This is a genomic window from Thioalkalicoccus limnaeus (assembly GCF_041197575.1).
Taxonomy (GTDB): domain Bacteria; phylum Pseudomonadota; class Gammaproteobacteria; order Chromatiales; family Chromatiaceae; genus Thioalkalicoccus; species Thioalkalicoccus limnaeus.
In genome coordinates this window covers 1-16,863 of record NZ_JBDKXB010000042.1, presented here as the reverse complement: position 1 = coordinate 16,863, position 16,863 = coordinate 1, and the positions used below count along the sequence as shown (strand labels likewise).

Here is a 16,863-nt window from a genome sequence, read left to right as displayed (position 1 = left end):
GCGCCTCCTCGGCCTCGTCCACCTGCTCTGGGCCGGGCTTGACAGGGGCAGCGGGGGTCCGTTGCGCACCGAGCCCGGAGATGACCGGCGGCGGTGCGCTCGCCGGTGGGGGCGCTGCCCGAACCGCCGCATCGGCGATGCGGTCGGCCTCGCGCTCGAAGCGGTCGCCGACCGGGCCGACCGCCAGCTTGGTCTGGACGGCCTCGTCCCCGCGTCGCTTGGCCGGCTTGGGCGCGGGCTTGGCCTTGGGTGGGGCGCGGACGGCACTGGCGGCGGGCATGAGGCCGGACCTACTCGTCGAGCGCCATCCGGAAGCGCTTGAGGGCAGCGATCGTCCGGTCGGTGTCACTGAGCGTCCTCAGGCCCAAGACGTCGCGCACCTCGCGGCGGTCCCGCGCGAGCAGGGCGTCCAGGTCCTGCGAGTCGCGTACCTCGGCTGCCTCGAGCCGCCTCGCGAGGAAACCCGTCGGCTGGTCCGTCGCAATGCCTCGCTCACGCAATTCAAGCTCCGCCCGCTCGGCTACGACCGGCACAGGCGGCACGTCGCGTCGCAGGGGCTGGCTGCCAACCTGCAGTTGCACGGCGCTGCCCTTGGGCAGGGTCGCGTCCGCGTTCGGCTCCTGGGCGACGACGCGTCCCCAGCTTTGCCGGTCGGTCTCGACCTGGCGGACATCACCGCGCTTGAGGCGAGCCTCGTCCAGGGCCACCGTCGCCTCGTCGACCGTGCGGCCGATCAGGTTGGGTACGCGGACGGTTTCGCCACCCGGCTGCTCACCGGGGACGCCGATCCAAAGATCGACGGTCGCGCCGGGGGGCACCTTGGCCGGCGGCGCCGGCGCCTGACGAACGACCCGACCCGCTTGATCGGCGCTGGCCTCGACCTCGGCGATCCTGCCGACCCCGAGCCCGGTCTCCTTCAGAACGGCCTCGGCCTTGTCGAGCGGCAGGCCGACGAGCCCAGGCACGGCGACCTGCTCGACGATCGCCACGCCGACCTTGATGGCGACGGCGGAGCCCGGCCGCACGGCCGTGCCCGCCTCGGGGCTCTGAGCGACGACGCGCCCCACGAGCTCCGCCGCCGGCTGCTCCTGCTGCTGGCCAAGCCGCAGCCCGACAGCCTTCAGCTTCGCCGCGGCGTCTTCGGGCGGGAGACCGACGAGATCCGGGACGGCCACCGTCTCGGGTGGGGTCGTGGGCTCCTCCGGCGGCTCAGGGCACGGCTTGGTGCCGGGGGCGGCGAGGTCGATCTCGCGGAATAGCTTCTGGCCCGGCTGCAGGGTGAAGGGCTGCGGGTCGCGGAAGGGCTCGACGCCGTCTTTGGTGCGCACCGAGACCACCAGCCCGTCGCCGGCTGGCACCTCCAGGGCGAAGCTGCCGCGCGGGTCGGTGCAGGCGAAGCCCAAGCGCTCGCCGTTCTGCAGGATGACAATGGTGAGGTCGCCCACCGGCTCACCTGCGTCGACCACCCGCCCGTAGAGCGCAGCTCCCGTCTCCGTCTTCAGGGTCGGCGGATCGATGCGGAGCCGGGCGAGGTCCTGCTCGAAGGCCGCGACCCGCGTCGCCATGCGCGCGGCCGCCTGGGCCCGGGCGGCCGCCTCGGGGTGGTTGGCGCCCTTGCGCCGCGTGACCCGTGCGGCCTCCCTTTCGAGCTGGGCCTGCCGCATGGCGAGCAGCGGGCGGGCAAGGCCGAACTGGGCAATCCGCACCCGATCGGCGATTTCGCCGACGTCGGTCAGCTCCTGCTGCAGGAGCTCCGTATCGAGACCCTTCAAGACCGACGTTGTCTGCTGCCGTTGCACCGCTCAGTCCTCCGCGAAAGAGGCGTTGTCACCACTCTTGCCGTAGCCGGTCTGCAGTCGCTCGGAGATCCTGTCGGCCCAGCCCTCGATCGCCTGGCAGAGCTGCGGGAAAAGGAGGGAGACCACCGCCCGGTTACCGGTCACCACCCGCCCTGCCCAGAAGCCCACGGCGAAGATGCAATGGGTCGTCTGGTTGAGGGCGGTCTGGTTCAGCAGGCCGAAGGTGACGGCCGAAAGAATGCCGCCCAGGAGCCGCTTCTGCAGCCGGTTGCCCGTGACCCGGAGCGTCGCACCGACGGCGAGCACATTGGTCAGGGCGAAGACGACGTCGTTCTCGATCTCCGCCTGGTTGTCGACAAATGCGACGTCGTCGCCGCCGAGCAGCATGACCGCCGACACCGTGATCCCGAACTGCTCGGAATGCCGCCGCAGGCTGATCTGGTTATTGGAGACCAGCGTCTCGCCGCCCCGCCAGGGCTCCGGATCCTTCGGCGTGAGCCCAGTGAACAGCCTCGCGAGGTCGGCGAGCTCCTCGATCAGGCCGAGATTGCTGAGGCTCACGACGTCGCCGCCGAGGAGATCGGCCAGGAGCTCCAGCCTGGCATAGTCCCCGAGGTCGATCTCGGCGCGGGGCCGCAGCACCTCTTCACGGTTGAGTGGGGCCTTCGCCCCGAAGGCGGCCAGCGAGGCGAAGACGTTGGCGAAGAGGGCGCTGCGCCCAGCCCCGGTCAGTCGGTTGCCCTGGACCATGACAGGGCCAAGCGCGATCGCGCGCAGCGCGCGCCCGGCGGGTGAATCGATCGTGTTGCCGGCAACCAGAAGCGCCGGGCGATCGCTCGGCCGCTCGGGGTCGGCGCTTGCGCCGTAGGTCGACACACCACCGATCGCCACGCCGATGGTGATCCCGTCCCGCCGACCCGGCGCGAGCGGCGCACCCTCGTCGCTCGCCCAGCCGCCGTTGCGCTCGATGCGGTTGCGCTCGATGCGCAGGTCCTCGGCGACCGCGACGAAGATGCCCGACACGGGGTCGGTCGCGGTCTCGCCGTTGCAGGCGATCAGGTTGTCGCGGATCACGCCATCGGCGCAGACCGAAAGGGCGATGCCGCCCCAGCCCTCGACCTGGCGCAAGATCGGCGCCACCGTGCCGATCTCGTTGCGAATGCAGCCGGTGATGCGGTTGTTCTCGATCTCGAGCTGCTCGACGACGATCGCATCACCGAGCTCGTCGGCCCCGAGCCCGGCGAAGACGTAGCTCGTGATGCCGCTGCCGCCCGTATCGAGGATGTCGTTGCCGATGATCCGCACGTCCTGGAGCACGCCCGCCGATTCGGCGACGAGGTCGTCCTCCGCGTCCTCCGGCTCGGGTGCAGTACCTGTCATGGTGATGCAGCCGTCCTCGTTGACGTAGACCATGATCCTCGAGAGAAGGAAGCCCTCTTCGCTCGCCTCCGCCTCGACCTTGCGCAGCCGCACGCTGCCGAGCGTGATCCCCGGACCGTTGCCCCCCCGGATGACGTTGTCGCGCACGATCACCCGCTCCGACGGGCCACCGATGTGCAGCCCGCCGACCGCGAGCCGCTGGCGGGCAATGGCCGCGTCGCCCGTGATCCGGCAACCCTCGACGAGGAGATCGCTGCCGCTCAGGTAGATCGCGGCTTGGCGGCCCACTTCCGGATCGTCGCTCAGCGTCACGTCCAGAGGCTCGAGGTCGAGCGTGCAGCGGCGCACCCTCATTCCGGCCACGTCGTCGGCGAGGATCGCGCCCCGTTCGCGGACCCTGAAGCCCACGTCCTCGACCACGAGCCGGCTCGTCTGCTTCGCCCCTGCCTCAGGGCCCCGAGCCAAGATCGCCTCGCTCTGCGGCGCGGCCATGGTCAACCGGCGAACCCTCAGCCCGCTGACGCCGCGGACCTCGAGCAGAGGGTTCCTGTTGCCCGGCTCGCCCTCCCAGCGGGTGAAGCGGCCGCAGCCGGTAATGGTCAGGTTCTCGACGCCATCGAGCGTCACGTGCTCGCTGTAGGTGCCAGGATGCAGGCAGACCTCGCCGCCTGCTGGCGGCAGACGGTCAAGGGCCGCCTGGATGGAGGTGACGTCGCCGAAGCTGTTGCGTCCGTCGCCGACGGTGACGACGCAGCAGCCGCCGACCTGGCACAAGGGGCGAAAACGGTGCCGGCAGTCGATCGGCGTGCCGGGAGCAGACCCGGACCAGGGGATCAGTGCCAAGGGGGCGATCAGGCGCTTGGGACCGACCGGCGGCGCGCCGTCGAGCAGCGCCCAGGGGGTGACCAGCGTCGGCGTGTTGGGTCTCGCCGAGACGATCCAGTAATCGCCCGGCAGCCCGGTGTCGGAAAAGCTTAGGGTGAGCCCGGTCGTGCCGAGCTCGACCGCGGTGCCGGCGGTGAAGGGGCGGTCCGGGTCGCTGCCGACACCACCGCCGGTCCACAGGCGGAGGAAGAAGTACCGCCGGACATCGTCTTCGTCGCGCTCGCTTTGCGTGTCGAGCCCGGCCGCCGTCGCGAACCAGTCGTCCCACGCCTGCGGGACCTCCGCCGTCACTGTGATCGAGCCCTCGGCCGGGTCGTAGCCCGTCTCGACCCTGAGGAGGAGACCCGTGGGCTCGGCCACCTTCTCGCCGTTATCGAGCAGCGCGCCCCAGCGCAGCACCTCGACCGTCATGCCGGCGAGCGGCCAGCCGAAGCCGTCGCGCGGCGGGGTGAGGAAGACGAGGCGGCGGCGGGTGGCGTCGGTCGGGTGGCTGGCCACCTGCACCCGGTAGAGCGGCGCCGCGTTGTCCCGTCCCCAGACGAACCGGCCGGGCATGGTGATCTGGACACGGAACGTCTCGTTGCGGGCGCCCAGAAAGCCCGCCTGCGCCTCCGGCTGGCAGAGGTCGTCGGTGGTGTCGAGATCGACGAAGTCGAGGGTCAGGCGGCAGTCGGAGAGGACTTCCGCCCGATCCGCGGCGAGGCTGCCGCCGGCGAAGTGCGTGGCGATCAGATCGTCGATTGCGAGCGCGCAGTCGTCCGACACGCCCTCGTGAACGCGCACGCGGGCGATTACCCGCAACCGGGCGGTGGTGTCGGCGCCGCCCAGCGCCCGCTCGTAGAGCTCTGCGTCCTCGATGGCCGTCACCACCTGTTCCCAGGCCTCCAGCCAGACGAGGTCCCGGCGGCTCGTGCCAGCGCCCGGGATAGTCGGACCGGGCTCGTCGAGCCGGAAGGTCAGCCAGTCGGGCTGCTCCTGGTAGGCGAGGCCTGGCGAGGCAACGCGCACGCCCTGCAGGTAGAAGCTACCGGCAGCGATGTCGAAGTCGAGCGCGCCCAGGGCCACCGCCGCGTCGCTGATGCGAAAGCCATCGTCCGGACTGCCCGCCGCGCAGATCGTCTCGGCGACCGCCTGGCGCAGCGCCAGGGCGTGGAGATCGCCGGCCTCGTTCTCGTCCGAATCGAGCGGCAGGCGTCCCTGCTGGCGGACGACGCCGGTGAACCCCTGGGCCGGGCGGAGCGCGTAGCGCGAGATGTCGGCAGTCACGGGTGCTCTCCCTTGGCCGCGCGGTCAGGTCTCGAAGACCTGCTGCGCGATCACGTTGATGGGCATGAACTCGGCGAGCTTGGCGGCGAGGTCCTGGCGCTCGATCGGATCGAGGGCCCGGTGGAAGACGCCGATCTCGGTGCCCTGCTCGCCGCCCGTTGCGATCTCCGCCGCGGCGGTCGGGGCAAGTTGACCGAAGCCGGGATCGCCGAAACGGGTCGAGACGAAGGTTGCGGGCGGCAGCCCGCCTGCGAAGAAGGTGCTCTCGTAGGGGTACGCGACGACGCTGCCCTCGGCTGCCGCGGAGAAGCGGAAGCAGCCGTTCTGGCGGTCCTCGATGCCGACCACCCCGTCGACCAAGAGATGGCTCGCATCCAGCCGGTCGGCGATCACGCCGCCCATGACGGTGGTGCGGTCGACGCTCAGCCGGCCGTTGACGAGATCGATCGCTGGGTCGACGGTGCGGCTTTGCACGAGGGAATCGCGCAGGATGACGACATCGGTCGAACAGGGCCGGAGCGCGCTCGTCCGCTCGACCAGGGGGCCGGTGACGCACGACTCGAGGATCAGCTCGCCGATAGTGCCGGCGAGCGCCAGGGTCACGGCGGGGATAGCGGCGGGGGCGTCGCCCGGTGCCGCCACCCGCTCCCCGCCCGGATCGAGCGTGACGTTGCGCAGGATCACCCGTGCCCAGTCGCCCTCCAGCACCAGCGCAGTGTCGCCCGCGCCCGGTCCCTCCACCGCGAGCCAGAGGCCGTCGACCACGAGTGTCAGGTCCACCGTCGTCGCCCTGAGCGTCACCTCGTCCGCGGCCGAGGGCGCGAGCACCACATAGGGCCGCGCGTCGTCGCCGGCGCCGAGGGTCAGGTCGGCATCGACGTCGATCAGGCCGTCGGCCGGCACCTGCGGGCGGAGCGTGCGGCTATCGAGGATCCGCAGATCACCCGAGAGGGGGCCGGTCCAATCGGGCGTGTCGCCCACGACCGTGGTGAAGCCGGTGGCGGCGAGGCCCGTGGTGCGCTCGTGGGTGCCGGCGCCGACCGGGTGGAAGATGCCGTAGTACGCGGCCTCGACCAGCAAGGTCTCGCCCGCCGCGAGCGGGGTGGTGAGCCGAACGCGACCCCGCGTCGGATCGACCCGCGCCTCGATCCAGCCCGCGAGGTCGTGGGTCTCGCCCCAGGCCGCGAGGTTGGCCGCATACAGCCGCTCGGGTCCGAGCGGGCCGGCCGCGGCGGCGCCCAGCCGCAGCTCCACCGACAGGCTGTCGCCGTCCCCGCCTGGCAAGAGGTTGCGCCGCGGACAGTCGACGATCAGCGAGGCGGCGATCAGCTGGGCCGCCTGGTCGTCGGTCAGACTGGTCGGCGGCGCCGCGTCCTCGACGAGCGCCGCGTTGGCGGCTTCGAGCAGCTCGGCCTCGGTCTCGAACCGGCGCCCGTAGATCGGCGTCAGCAGGTCGGCGACGGCGGCGGGCACCTGGTCACGGATCGGCTCGAAGGCCCCCGCCTGCAACCGCCGGCAGGTCAAGGGGGCGCGCATCTGCCAATCGCGGGCGGCGATGCAATCATCGATGTCGCGCCCGCCGACCTGGAACAGCGGCACGTCGCGCCCGGAGGGATCGACGGTGAAGAGATCGCCTCGCACCCGATGGGGCGTGACACCACCGATCGGATAGGCGTAGACGCGGAAAAGGTGGAGATTGAGCTTGGCGATGCCGTAGCGGCCGACCGCGCCACGCTGCCGGCGCACGTCGGGGCGGTGCGCCAAATCGTCGTGGGCGCCATCCAGGATCTCGCCGATCCGGGCGTTTCTGAGGTCCGGGTAGCCCCAGCGCGGGCTGCGGGTGATGGGTCCCGGCAGCGGACCGCCGTCGAGCTGGTGCCAGAGCCGAAACAGCCGCAGAAAGCCCTCGCGAGCGACGCCGTCCCAGTCGGCAATGTCGTCGGCCAGCCGCTCCGCGAGCGGCGCCGTGCCCTGGCGGCGGCGGTAGAGGATGGTGCGGGCGAGATTGGCCCGTTGGCCGGCCCGGTTGAGCGCGCTGACCGGCCGCGCCCCGACCAGCGCGCCCAGATAGGCGATCGCCCAGTCGTCGGCCTCGTCGGCCCGGCTATCGGCCCAGAGGCGGTCGACCGAGCGCCGCGCGATCGCGGCCTCGACTGCCAAGAGCTCGACGAAGGCGCGCAGCTGGCCGGGCACTGCGGCGCGGAAGTCCTCGTCGCGGTAGACCTCGGGCACGAGCGCCCAGATCTTCTCGGTGTAGTGCCGCTCGAAGCCGTCGTCGGCGGGCGTAAAGGGCAAGGTTCCGGGCTCGCTCATGGCTCAGCTCACCGTGCTGAGGGCCGCGAGGTCGAGCCAGCCACCGGTGCCGGCCGCCACGCCGGCCGGCATGGGCACGCCATCGAGCAGCACCGATTCGATGGCGTCGACGCCCGCCACGCGGTGGATCCGCTCGACGACTTGGCTGCGGAAGAGCGCGCCGCCGATCCGCTGGTTCCTGGGCGCGAGGAGCCCCGTCTCGTCGTCGAACAGCGCGGCCTCGACTGCGGGGCGGACCACGGCCGGGTCGCAGCCCTGGGCGTAGCGGAGCGTGATCGCGAGGGCGTCGTAGTCGGCCGCCACCGCCTGCTCTGCGACGATCAGGGTGTCGGGGGCCGCCTGGGCCGCGAGCCAGAGGGCAAGGGACGGGCTGACATCGGCGCCGGCGGCGATGGTCCAGAGCTTGACCGCAGCCCGCTGCCGGCGCTCGTCCCAGATCCATGCGGCGGCGGCATTGACGACACCCGAATAGCGTCGCGCCAGGGCCTCGAAGTCGAGCAGCGAGACGGCGCGGCCGAGGGTGAGGGCACTCGCCGGCCCCGTCTCCTTGATGTCGTCCGCGGTCTCGGCGTCCGCCCCGCCAACGCAGGCAAGCGGGCCGCGCACCGCCTTCAGCCCGCGGACCGGCCGGGCGATCTGCTCGACGAAGCCGGGCGGCGGGGTCGTGCCCTCGGCGCCGAAGCGATAGGTACAGCGCACGTTCTGCGTACCGCTCGGCAGACGCGCACCGCGCTTGCCGTCGCCGAAGACAATCCGCGTGCCGCCGTCGGGCTCGGGTCTCAGGGTATAGACCTTGTCCTCCGGGCCGGCCGTGAAGAAGGTCGCGACGTGCGACCAGGCGAAGCCGTCGACCCGGACAGTCAACTCTGGCCGTCGGCCATCCGGCCGGGTCGCGTCCTCCACCCAGGCGAGAGGCTTCTTCTTCAAAACGAAGCTCTGGAAGGCCCGCCCGGCATCGCCGGAGCCGAGGATCTCCTCGCCCACGGTCTCGCCGCGCACGGCTTCGACGACGTTGCCGAACAGCTCGACCGGCGTGCGCAAGGGATCGAACGTGGTCGCCGTCGAGCCGGGGGCCAGGTGTGCCACCCCCTCGGTCTCGGCGACGATCTCGCCCGGGATCAGCGCACCCTTGCGCATGGCCCCACGGGCGATGACCGAGCCGCCGGTCGGGGCCTCGCCGAGCACGACGGGCCCGAACAGCGCGCCGCTCCCCTGCAGGTCGGAGAGATCGATCTCGGTCGCCGCCGGGCGGAAGGGTGGCGGTAGGCGAAAGGGCACCGCGTGCAGGCGGAAACCGTCGTCGGTGCTGCGCGTCACGGCGGGCGTGTAAGTGACCTTGGTGGCCGTGATCCGCGGGCGCGCACCCTCTAGCAGCGATTCGACGAGCTCGACGCTTTCCTCGGGCGTGCCGGCGGGGGCCGTCGTATCGAAGGCCGGCACGATGGTCGTCCGGCTGACGCTGGTCAGCTGGATCGCGTGCAGCACGCCCCCAACCTCCACCGCCGCGACCGTGCCGGCCTGAAGCTGCGGGTAGTAGCCGTCCAGGTTGACGCCATCGGCCGCCAGCTTTCCCTCGTCGATATCGGTCTCGCCGGCGGAGAAGCGCAGCACTGCGAGCTGCAAGTCGTCGTAATCGGCGCCGATCAGGGCATCGAGCGTGCCGCTCGCGAGATCGAGCACCGCGCGCTGGTGCGTCTCACCGTCCGCGGCCTTGTCTGGCTCCACGCGGAGGATCCGCACCGCGGCGGCCGCGGATGCGCTCGTCCAGGCGATCACGACCGTGTTGGCGCTCGCGGACCCGCGCGCCGCGAAGCGCAGGGTGCCGTCGAAGGTCTTGGCGCGCACTGGCGCCAGCTCGAAGCGGTTGCGCTCGGGCCAAGCGGTGTGGGCGGTCGTCAGCTCGAACACCTGCGGGGCCTGGTCGGCGAACGGCGCCGAGCGGAAGGCCGTACCGATCGGCAGGGTCACGGGGTCGGCGCCATCGACCGTGACGGCAAGCTGCACCTTGGCCGCCATCGCGGGCCGCGGCCGATGGCCGATCAGGGCGGTGAGCCGGGCAGCCGTTTCCGCATCGGGGGCGGTCGGCAGGTAGGCCCGCTCAGCGATCCGCGCATCGTAGAAGCCCACCACGTCGAGCACATAGGCCCAGGCCTCGAGCAGCATCACGCCCAGATCGCCCTCGCCCCGCGCCCGCCAGCCGGCCAGCGCGGGATGTCTGCCGATGGCCCGCAGCACGGCTGCCCGATACTCCGGAAAGCCCGCGAGCTGGCGCAGCGCCAGCGTCTCCAGGCCGGCCGGGATCTCGGGTGGGCAGGGATGGCCCGCAGGCGGGCAGCCGCAGCTCGTGTCGAGGACCCGGCTCATGACGCACCTCCGCGACCGTAGACGTGCAGACTGCCGCGTCCGGGGAGGAGCGGGTCGTTCTGCAGGCGGATGATCTGCCACGGCTCGACCGGGATCTCGGGCTCGGCAAAGGGCTGCCAGGCCAGCCTGCGCCGCACGCGCACGCGGATCGCCTCCACCGCCTTGATCCCGCCCACCGCTTGGATCGCCGCCTCCAGCGCCGAGCGGCGCAGCGGTTGACCGAACGTGAAGTTGTCCGGCGAGAAGAAGCCGGGGGCCGCGAGCGCCTTTTCGACCCGCGGGACGACTTCGCCCGCATAGGCATCCGCCGTCACGCAGACGTCTATCTCGAGGTCGATGTCGACGTAGTCCGGCTGGCGGACCCGCGCGTCACGCCCGGCCTGCCGCACGCAGTCAACCACGGCCTCGACGTGGGCAAGCTCGTCGCGCGCGAGGGCGAAGCCGCCCCGCGGATCGGCAGCGATGAAGTCGGTCGACCAGCTGCCGGTCCAGCGGGTCACGCTGTGCGCCCGCTGGACGAAGTCGATGCGTTCGAGGATGCTTTGGTAGTCCTCCGGGCGCACCGCGCGCAGCGGCAGGGAGCGAAATGCCTCCGGGGCATCGATCCGGACGGTCTCGGCCTCCACATCACCCTGGCCGTCGCTGATCGGCAGCGGGTTGGTGACGGCGGTGGCGTAGGTCAGCTCCGGGGCGCCGCCTTCCAGCGCCAGGACCCTGACACTGTCCGGGGCGAGGTTGGCCGCGGTGCCGGGGGCCGTGCGGTAGCAGACCTTGAACACCGTGCCGTCGGCGGGCGGCCGGCCGAAGGCACCCTCGCCGAAGCGGAGGCTCCAACCGGCATCGCTCGCGTAGTCCTGGAAAACGACGTCCTCGAATGGGGTCTGATGCGTGACGAGGTCGCGCCAGGTGCCCTCCTCGAGCGTGAAGGCGTTGGTGTCGAGGTCGCCGTCGAGGAGGTCGCGCAGGAACTGCCATTGCCGGCCGGCGGGGTCGGGGGTCAGCGCGGGCGGCTCCACCTCTTGTAGCGACAGGAGCGGTTTGCGCTGGCTCTGCGAGCCGATGCCAAGGGGGTCGCGGGCACCGGCCCAACCCAGCCCCTCGCTCTCCGCCCTGCGCAAGCCGTAGCGGAGGATGCGACCGCGCCCGCCGCGCTCGGTCAACCAGGGTCCCTCGCGCTCGACCGCCCGCGGCAGCGCCAACACGGCGCGGCGCTCGGCGAAGCACAGGCCGGCAAACCGGGCCTCGATCGCCGCGTCGGGGCCGACGCGGAAGTGCTCGACGACTCGGTCGCCCGCCCGCACGGTCACGACGTTGAGGAAGGCCGAGGTCTCCTCCAGCGGTAGGGGCCAGGGGGTCGGCTCCGTCCAGCCTATGCGCACGAGAGCCGTCGGCGGCACCGTCAGCTCGTCGGTGAGCGCCGTCACCTCGGTGAGCGTCACGGCGAAGCCCCGCTCGGCCTCGCTCGCATCCGCCGGCCGCGCGCGGAGGATCGCCCGCCGGCCGCGCCAATAGTCGAAGGGGGCAAGCGTCGTGTCGGGGGGCAGCTCCGCCGCCCCCGGGCCTGCCGTGACCAGATAGGCCTCCGTGGCGCCTTCGGGCAAGCAGCGCCCCGCGGAATCGGGCTGGTAGAGGGCCAGCTCGTTCCATGCCGCGTGGTGCCAGACCGGCGCCTCGACCGCGAAGGCGACCGGCGCTCGGCCCTCGGGCAGTGCGTAGACCCGTGCGCCCACCGCCGCATAGTGCCCGCCGCTTCCCACCGTGACGACCAGCTCGGTGGTGGCCGCGTGGCCTGGGTCGGGGGTGTAGTCGACCAGCCTCGCATGGGCCGCGCGCGACCGCCGCTGCGTGGCGGTGAGCAGGTTGGCCTCGTGGGCGTAGCGGTCCTGGGTGTAGGCGAGCTCGTCGCCCAAGGCCGCCATGATCTCGGTCAGCATGACCACCTGGTCGGCGACCAGCGGCTCCGACCAGCCCGGATAGCGGCTGGCGTAGAAGTCGAGCAGCGCCCGGCGAAGCGACCAGAAGTCCCGCGCCAGATAGTCGATCGGCACGTCGACCCTGTCCTCGGCCTCGGGCGTGCAGTCGGTGCGGCAGTCGAAGTCCTGTTCGCAGGCCTGCTTGAAGCTGAAGACGACGCTCGCGAGGAAGGGGTCGACCGCGCTGTCGGTGATCGTCAGACGGTGCAGCTCGAAGCCACCCGGGGCCGGCAGGCTGATCTCGAGCGCGACGCGCTCGCCGGAGGGTAGGGTCACCAGCCGCCAGTCGAGGGCGGCGATCTCGAGGCTGCGCTCGCTCTCCAGGCCGAGGATCTCGACGTCGAGCGTCCCGGCCGGCACGGCCGTGCCCGGGGGTAGGAGGTCGGCTGGGTCGACCAGCGGGATGGCGAGGCTGGAGGGGTCGACCACGAAGAAGAGCCGCAGCAGGTCCTGCGTTGCCGCATCGACCACCTGCACGAAGTCGATCCCGGTGAGCCGGGTCTGGCTGCAGAGCGCGGCCTTGCGGTCAATGGCGGCCATCAGAAGGTCACCTCCTCGTTGAGGACGCGGGTCTCGCCCCGCCGCAGCACCCGGTAGCGGACGGTGATGAGCAGCTTTTCCTGCTCGCTCCGGGCCTTCACCTCGTCGACGCCGATCAGGGTCGAGAGCCAGCGGGTGAGCGCGTCGAGCACGTAGGTCTCGGCAAGCGAGGCGACGGTCGCGTCGTTGGCGGCGAAGACCATCCGGCGCACGCCCGCGCCGAAGTCGGGCCGGTTGATCCGCTCGCCCGGCGCGGTCAGCAGCACCTGGCGGATCAGCCCGCGGATGTAGGCGTCGAGATCGCCCTCCTCGGTAAGGCGCCCGCCGCCGGCATCGACGGCGAAGGGGTAGCGCAGTGCGGTGAGGCGCTCGGCCATGGGCTCAGCTCACCTTGAGCGCGCCGTTCTGCGCGTCGAAGCCGGAGGCACTCACCTCGGTCTTGCCGCCATTGGCGGCGCTCTGGATCGACGGCGCCTCCATCAGGATCTTCTCCCCGTCGATGGTCAGCTTGCTGCCGCCCGAGGTCTCGATCTCGAGCGTGCCGTCGTCCTTGATCTGCACGGTGGCACCCGGGGTCTTGAGCAGCACGGTGGTGGGGCGTGCTTCGCTCGGCAGCTGGTCCGGGTCCCAGTAGCAGCCGGCCCAGACCGGGTGCGCCCGGTCGCCCTGCTCGAACTCGATCCACACCTTGGCGCCCACCGGCGGCAGGGCGAGAAAGCCGAGGTCGGGCCCGGCATAGGGTACGCACGGCATCGCCCAGAGCAGCCGCTCGCCGAGGATTGCAGGCACCCGCACCTGGATACGGCCCTGGCTCAGCGGGTCCTGGTTGTCCGTGACCTCGCCGCGGTACTTGCCGAAATGCCGGCCGGCGAGCGCCTCGACGATGCGATCGAGCTCCTCACTCGCCATCACCCGCTCCCGCCGAGGCCGTTGGCGCGTAGCCTGAAGTCGACCAGGGCATCCGTCGCGGTCACGACGAAGGTCGCCTCGGTCACCTGATAGGTCCCGGAGAGCTTGGGGCCGGCGTGGCTCACCTGCACGATCCGGTGCGGCAGCGGCACGAAGCCCGCCTGCTCGAGCGAGGCCGAGGCCCGGACCTCGACGAACCAGCTCTGCTCGGTGACCAGCGCGTCCTGGGCGAGGAAGGCCTCCTGGTCGGTCACCGCCGGCGGGGCGATGGCCGAACGTTCGACTCCTTCGACCTGGACGGGCTGCGTCAGCGCGAGCGGGTCGGGAACCGGCAGGGCCTGCGTGATGACCTTCTGGGCGCCATCCTCGCCGATGGTGAAGCCCTCCGCCGCGGTCGGCTTCTCGTAGTCGATGTCGACCTCGAACTTGGTCACGCTCGGGCACTGCCCGCGTGGCGGGTTGACGCGCAGCAGCCGGTCGACCGGGGCCCGGAGGACCGGCGGCGCCGGGGCGCCCAGTTGCTGCGCCCGCTCGGGCGAGGTGCGCAGCCTGGCGGTCTCCCCCAACTGAATCGCGCCGGTCACCGGCACCCGCCTCACCTCGTACTCGATCCACAGCTCCATGTTGTTGCGCCGGGCGATCTCCTGGAGGAAGGCGAGATCGGTGCCGCGCTGGCTGAGCTGGGTGCGCTGCTCGTCGTACTCGATCAGCGTGTCCTGGCAGTCGGCGGTGAAGCCGTAGGCCTGGAGGATGGAGGCCGCGGCAGCCGAGGCGAGTCCGGTGTAGGTGGCCTGCACGCCGACGCGGTCCATCTCGACCAGCCGACTCTCGCCGTGCACCTCCACCCAGGACCCCGCACCGCCGGTGGTCGAGGACGACTTGATCTCGGTGACGGGTCCCAAGACGAGGCAGACGAGCTCATCGCCCTCTGGCACGAAGAGGCCGATCTTGCGGTTGGCCGCGATCTCGTCCGCCCCCTGCACGCGCGGCTCGCCTTCGCAGAGATCATCCTCGAACCGGAGCGCGAAGCGGGCCGGCTCGGAGAGCTCCAGCTCGACGCGAGCCTCGACCAGCCAGCGCAATATGTCTTCCGGCATCGCTGCCAGGTCGTCGCCGGAGGTGATCACGACGCCGAAGCCCATGGCTCAGCCCCGCCTGGGGATCCGCACGAGGGGCCGCTCCAGCGCGGCCTCCGCCGTCATCCCGTCATTGGCCAGCGCCAGTCGCCAGAAGCCCGCCGGATCGCCGAGATAGTGGTTGGCCAGATGATCCAAACGCTGCCCCTGCCGGCGGCGGTGCAAGCCCAGCTCCGGCTCGACGGGCGGCTCGACCGGGGTCACGCAGGCCACCGTCCGGCCGCGGCGGTCGACCGCCTGAGTCTGCTTGGCGAAGCGGACATAGCGGCTCTTGGCATCGAAGACCGACATACTGTGTCTCCTCAGAACGGCAGGATCGAGCGCACCGAGCTCAGCCCCTTGGCGAAGCCGGCGACGGCCAGCGCGTCTTCTTGGAGGCGGGTCAGGCGATAGGCGGCGACGGCGATATCGATGGCAGGGCCGCTCTTGCACTTGAACACCTCGGGCGTGAGCACACGCAGGTCCAGCGTCACCGTTGCCATGTGCGGGTGCAGCGTCGTCGAGAGCTCGGTGACCTCGATGCCAATCGAGGTCACTCGCACTGGCAGGATCAGGCCCGGCCCCAGCACCAGCAGGGCGATCGGCACCGAAGGCCGGCTCGCCTGGGTCGCGAGCCCGCCACCCACCAGACTCTGGGCACTGGCGATCAGGTCGCCGAACACCCCCTCGGTCGGTTCGGTCAACTTTTTGAGCTGGGCGATCCGCCAGGCAACGCCGGAGGTCTGCGCGACCGGATCGCCGTCTTCAAGCTCATCGGTCGCATCCAGCTCGAGGGCCATCTGGTAGGTCTCCTCGGGATCGTAGGGCTGGACCATGGGCGCCTGTGCGCCGCGCTGGGTCTGGTCGACCTCGAAGGGGTTCCAAGGCTTGAGGTTGCGGGTGACCTTGGCCGGGTTGTACTGGAAGGGGATGATGTTCGGCACGACGATGCCGATCTCCTCGACCAGCTGGACGATGGCGCCCCGCTGCACGCGCGGGCTTGCAGGATTGCCGGTCTCAGCCATGGCTCGCTCCGGGGCGTCGCCGTGGCCGCTCGCCCGGCGGTGGCGTGCGCCCTTCCTTGGCGAGCTCGTGCGCGGCGGCCGCCTCCAGGTCGCCCGGCTGGATCGCCCGCTCTGCCTCCCGGGCGGTGAGCCAGCCGCCGAGGGTTGCCGCCTTGATCTGCGCGGGGCTCAGGTCGAGCGTCTCGGCAAGCCGATGGAGGGCCCCCGCCAAGGGCTCCTCGTCGACGCCGAGGGCGCCCAGCAACCTCGCCCAGAGCTGGCGCCGCTCTGCGGGGCCCGGCCGCTCGAGCTCGACCACGTGGTCGAGCCGGCGCAGGAAGGCCGGATCGATGTTGGCGCGGCGGTTACTGGTCAGGAACGCCCGCACACCCGAGACCTCCATCAGGTGCAGGAGATGGTTGGTGTCGGCGTTGGCATAACGGTCGTTGGCGTCTCTCACCTCGCCGCGCTTCGCGAAGAGCGCGTCGGCCTCTTCGAACAAGAGCGCTGCACCGGCGTAGCGCGCCGCCTCGAAGGCCGCCGTGAGGTTTTTCGCCGTCTCGCCGATCCACTTGCTGGTGGTGGCGGCGAGGTCGATGCGCAGGAGGTTGATGCCGAGCTCCTTGGCGATCACCTGTGCGGCCATCGACTTGCCGATCCCAGGTGGCCCCGAGAAGAGGACCGCGAGCCCTGCCCGGTCGCGGAAGAGCCGGGCGGTCATCTTGCGCTCGCCGAGGGTCGGCCGAAGCCGCGCCTCGCAGGCGATGCGCCGAAGCTGCGCCAGCGTTGGCGCCGGCAGGATGAGATCGTCCCAGCCGAAGCCGGGATCGATCACCTCGCCGGCTCCAGCGAGCCGCATCCGTCCACGCGCGCGGAGCTGCGTCAAGGCTTCCTCCGCGCTGGCCGGCACCGTGCGGGCGGTCTCGGCGAGATCGGCGAGGGTGGCCCCGGGTGTGGCCGCGAGCCGATCGGCCACGCTGTGCAGGTGCGGCGCCCAGCCGGTCCAGAGCCGAGCCTTGGCCGCCGCGCTGGCCTCGGTCAGCTCGAGGGAGAGATCGGCGCTCGCGCTGTGCACCGGAGCGGCTCGCCCGGCATCGACGCAGATCAGCTGCAAGGGCGCGAGCGGCACCGTCCGTGGCCAAGGCCGCTCGCCTGGCCGCCAGACCAGCGCCATATCCGCCGCGAGCGCAAAGCGCTGTGCACGGATAAAGGCCTCCGACCAGACCTCGCCCTCCAGCGCACTCGGGTCGATCACCAACGCCGCCCGGCCGAGTGCCTTGGCAACCGCGCCGGCGAAGCGCTCGCGCCCCGAGCC

General features: G+C 71.5%; 12 protein-coding genes. All 12 read right to left on the bottom strand.

Annotated elements, in window-relative coordinates; translation table 11 throughout:
* Positions 1 to 280, bottom strand: a 280-nt coding sequence (locus ABC977_RS17110) for a hypothetical protein (protein ID WP_369668495.1), incomplete at its 3' end; no start/stop codon positions are given.
* Positions 281 to 290: 10 nt separating this feature from the next.
* Positions 291 to 1,799, bottom strand: coding sequence for a PASTA domain-containing protein (locus ABC977_RS17105; RefSeq protein ID WP_369668494.1), 1,509 nt, complete (start codon positions 1,797 to 1,799; stop codon positions 291 to 293).
* 3 nt (positions 1,800 to 1,802) lie between these two features.
* Entirely contained in the window at positions 1,803 to 5,330 is a 3,528-nt protein-coding gene (locus ABC977_RS17100) for a DUF6519 domain-containing protein (protein ID WP_369668493.1), read from the bottom strand.
* A gap of 24 nt (positions 5,331 to 5,354) precedes the next feature.
* Complete coding sequence (locus ABC977_RS17095) at positions 5,355 to 7,643, bottom strand: hypothetical protein (protein ID WP_369668492.1); 2,289 nt, start codon at positions 7,641 to 7,643, stop codon at positions 5,355 to 5,357.
* A 3-nt stretch (positions 7,644 to 7,646) separates the two neighbouring features.
* Positions 7,647 to 10,007: a baseplate J/gp47 family protein gene (locus tag ABC977_RS17090; protein WP_369668491.1), complete on the bottom strand. Its 2,361-nt coding sequence runs from the start codon at positions 10,005 to 10,007 to the stop codon at positions 7,647 to 7,649.
* A complete protein-coding gene (locus tag ABC977_RS17085) occupies positions 10,004 to 12,520 on the bottom strand; it encodes a baseplate J/gp47 family protein (RefSeq protein WP_369668490.1) in 2,517 nt (838 codons plus the stop codon). Before ABC977_RS17085 ends, ABC977_RS17090 begins: the two co-directional genes overlap by 4 nt.
* The gene (locus ABC977_RS17080) at positions 12,520 to 12,897 is read right to left on the bottom strand and encodes a GPW/gp25 family protein (protein ID WP_369668489.1); all 378 of its coding nucleotides are present in this window, start codon (positions 12,895 to 12,897) and stop codon (positions 12,520 to 12,522) included. The genes ABC977_RS17085 and ABC977_RS17080 overlap by 1 nt, the downstream gene beginning before the upstream one ends.
* A gap of 4 nt (positions 12,898 to 12,901) precedes the next feature.
* Positions 12,902 to 13,429 (bottom strand): phage baseplate assembly protein V, encoded by a 528-nt coding sequence (locus ABC977_RS17075; RefSeq protein WP_369668488.1) that lies wholly within the window; start codon positions 13,427 to 13,429, stop codon positions 12,902 to 12,904.
* Positions 13,429 to 14,571 (bottom strand): hypothetical protein, encoded by a 1,143-nt coding sequence (locus ABC977_RS17070; RefSeq protein ID WP_369668487.1) that lies wholly within the window; start codon positions 14,569 to 14,571, stop codon positions 13,429 to 13,431. Before ABC977_RS17070 ends, ABC977_RS17075 begins: the two co-directional genes overlap by 1 nt.
* A gap of 3 nt (positions 14,572 to 14,574) precedes the next feature.
* Positions 14,575 to 14,856, bottom strand: a complete 282-nt coding sequence (locus ABC977_RS17065) for a hypothetical protein (RefSeq protein WP_369668486.1) — start codon at positions 14,854 to 14,856, stop codon at positions 14,575 to 14,577.
* A gap of 11 nt (positions 14,857 to 14,867) precedes the next feature.
* Complete coding sequence (locus ABC977_RS17060; protein WP_369668485.1) at positions 14,868 to 15,569, bottom strand: hypothetical protein; 702 nt, start codon at positions 15,567 to 15,569, stop codon at positions 14,868 to 14,870.
* A partial coding sequence (locus ABC977_RS17055) for an ATP-binding protein (RefSeq protein ID WP_369668484.1) occupies positions 15,562 to 16,863 on the bottom strand: 1,302 nt, incomplete at its 5' end. The genes ABC977_RS17055 and ABC977_RS17060, both read right to left, overlap by 8 nt.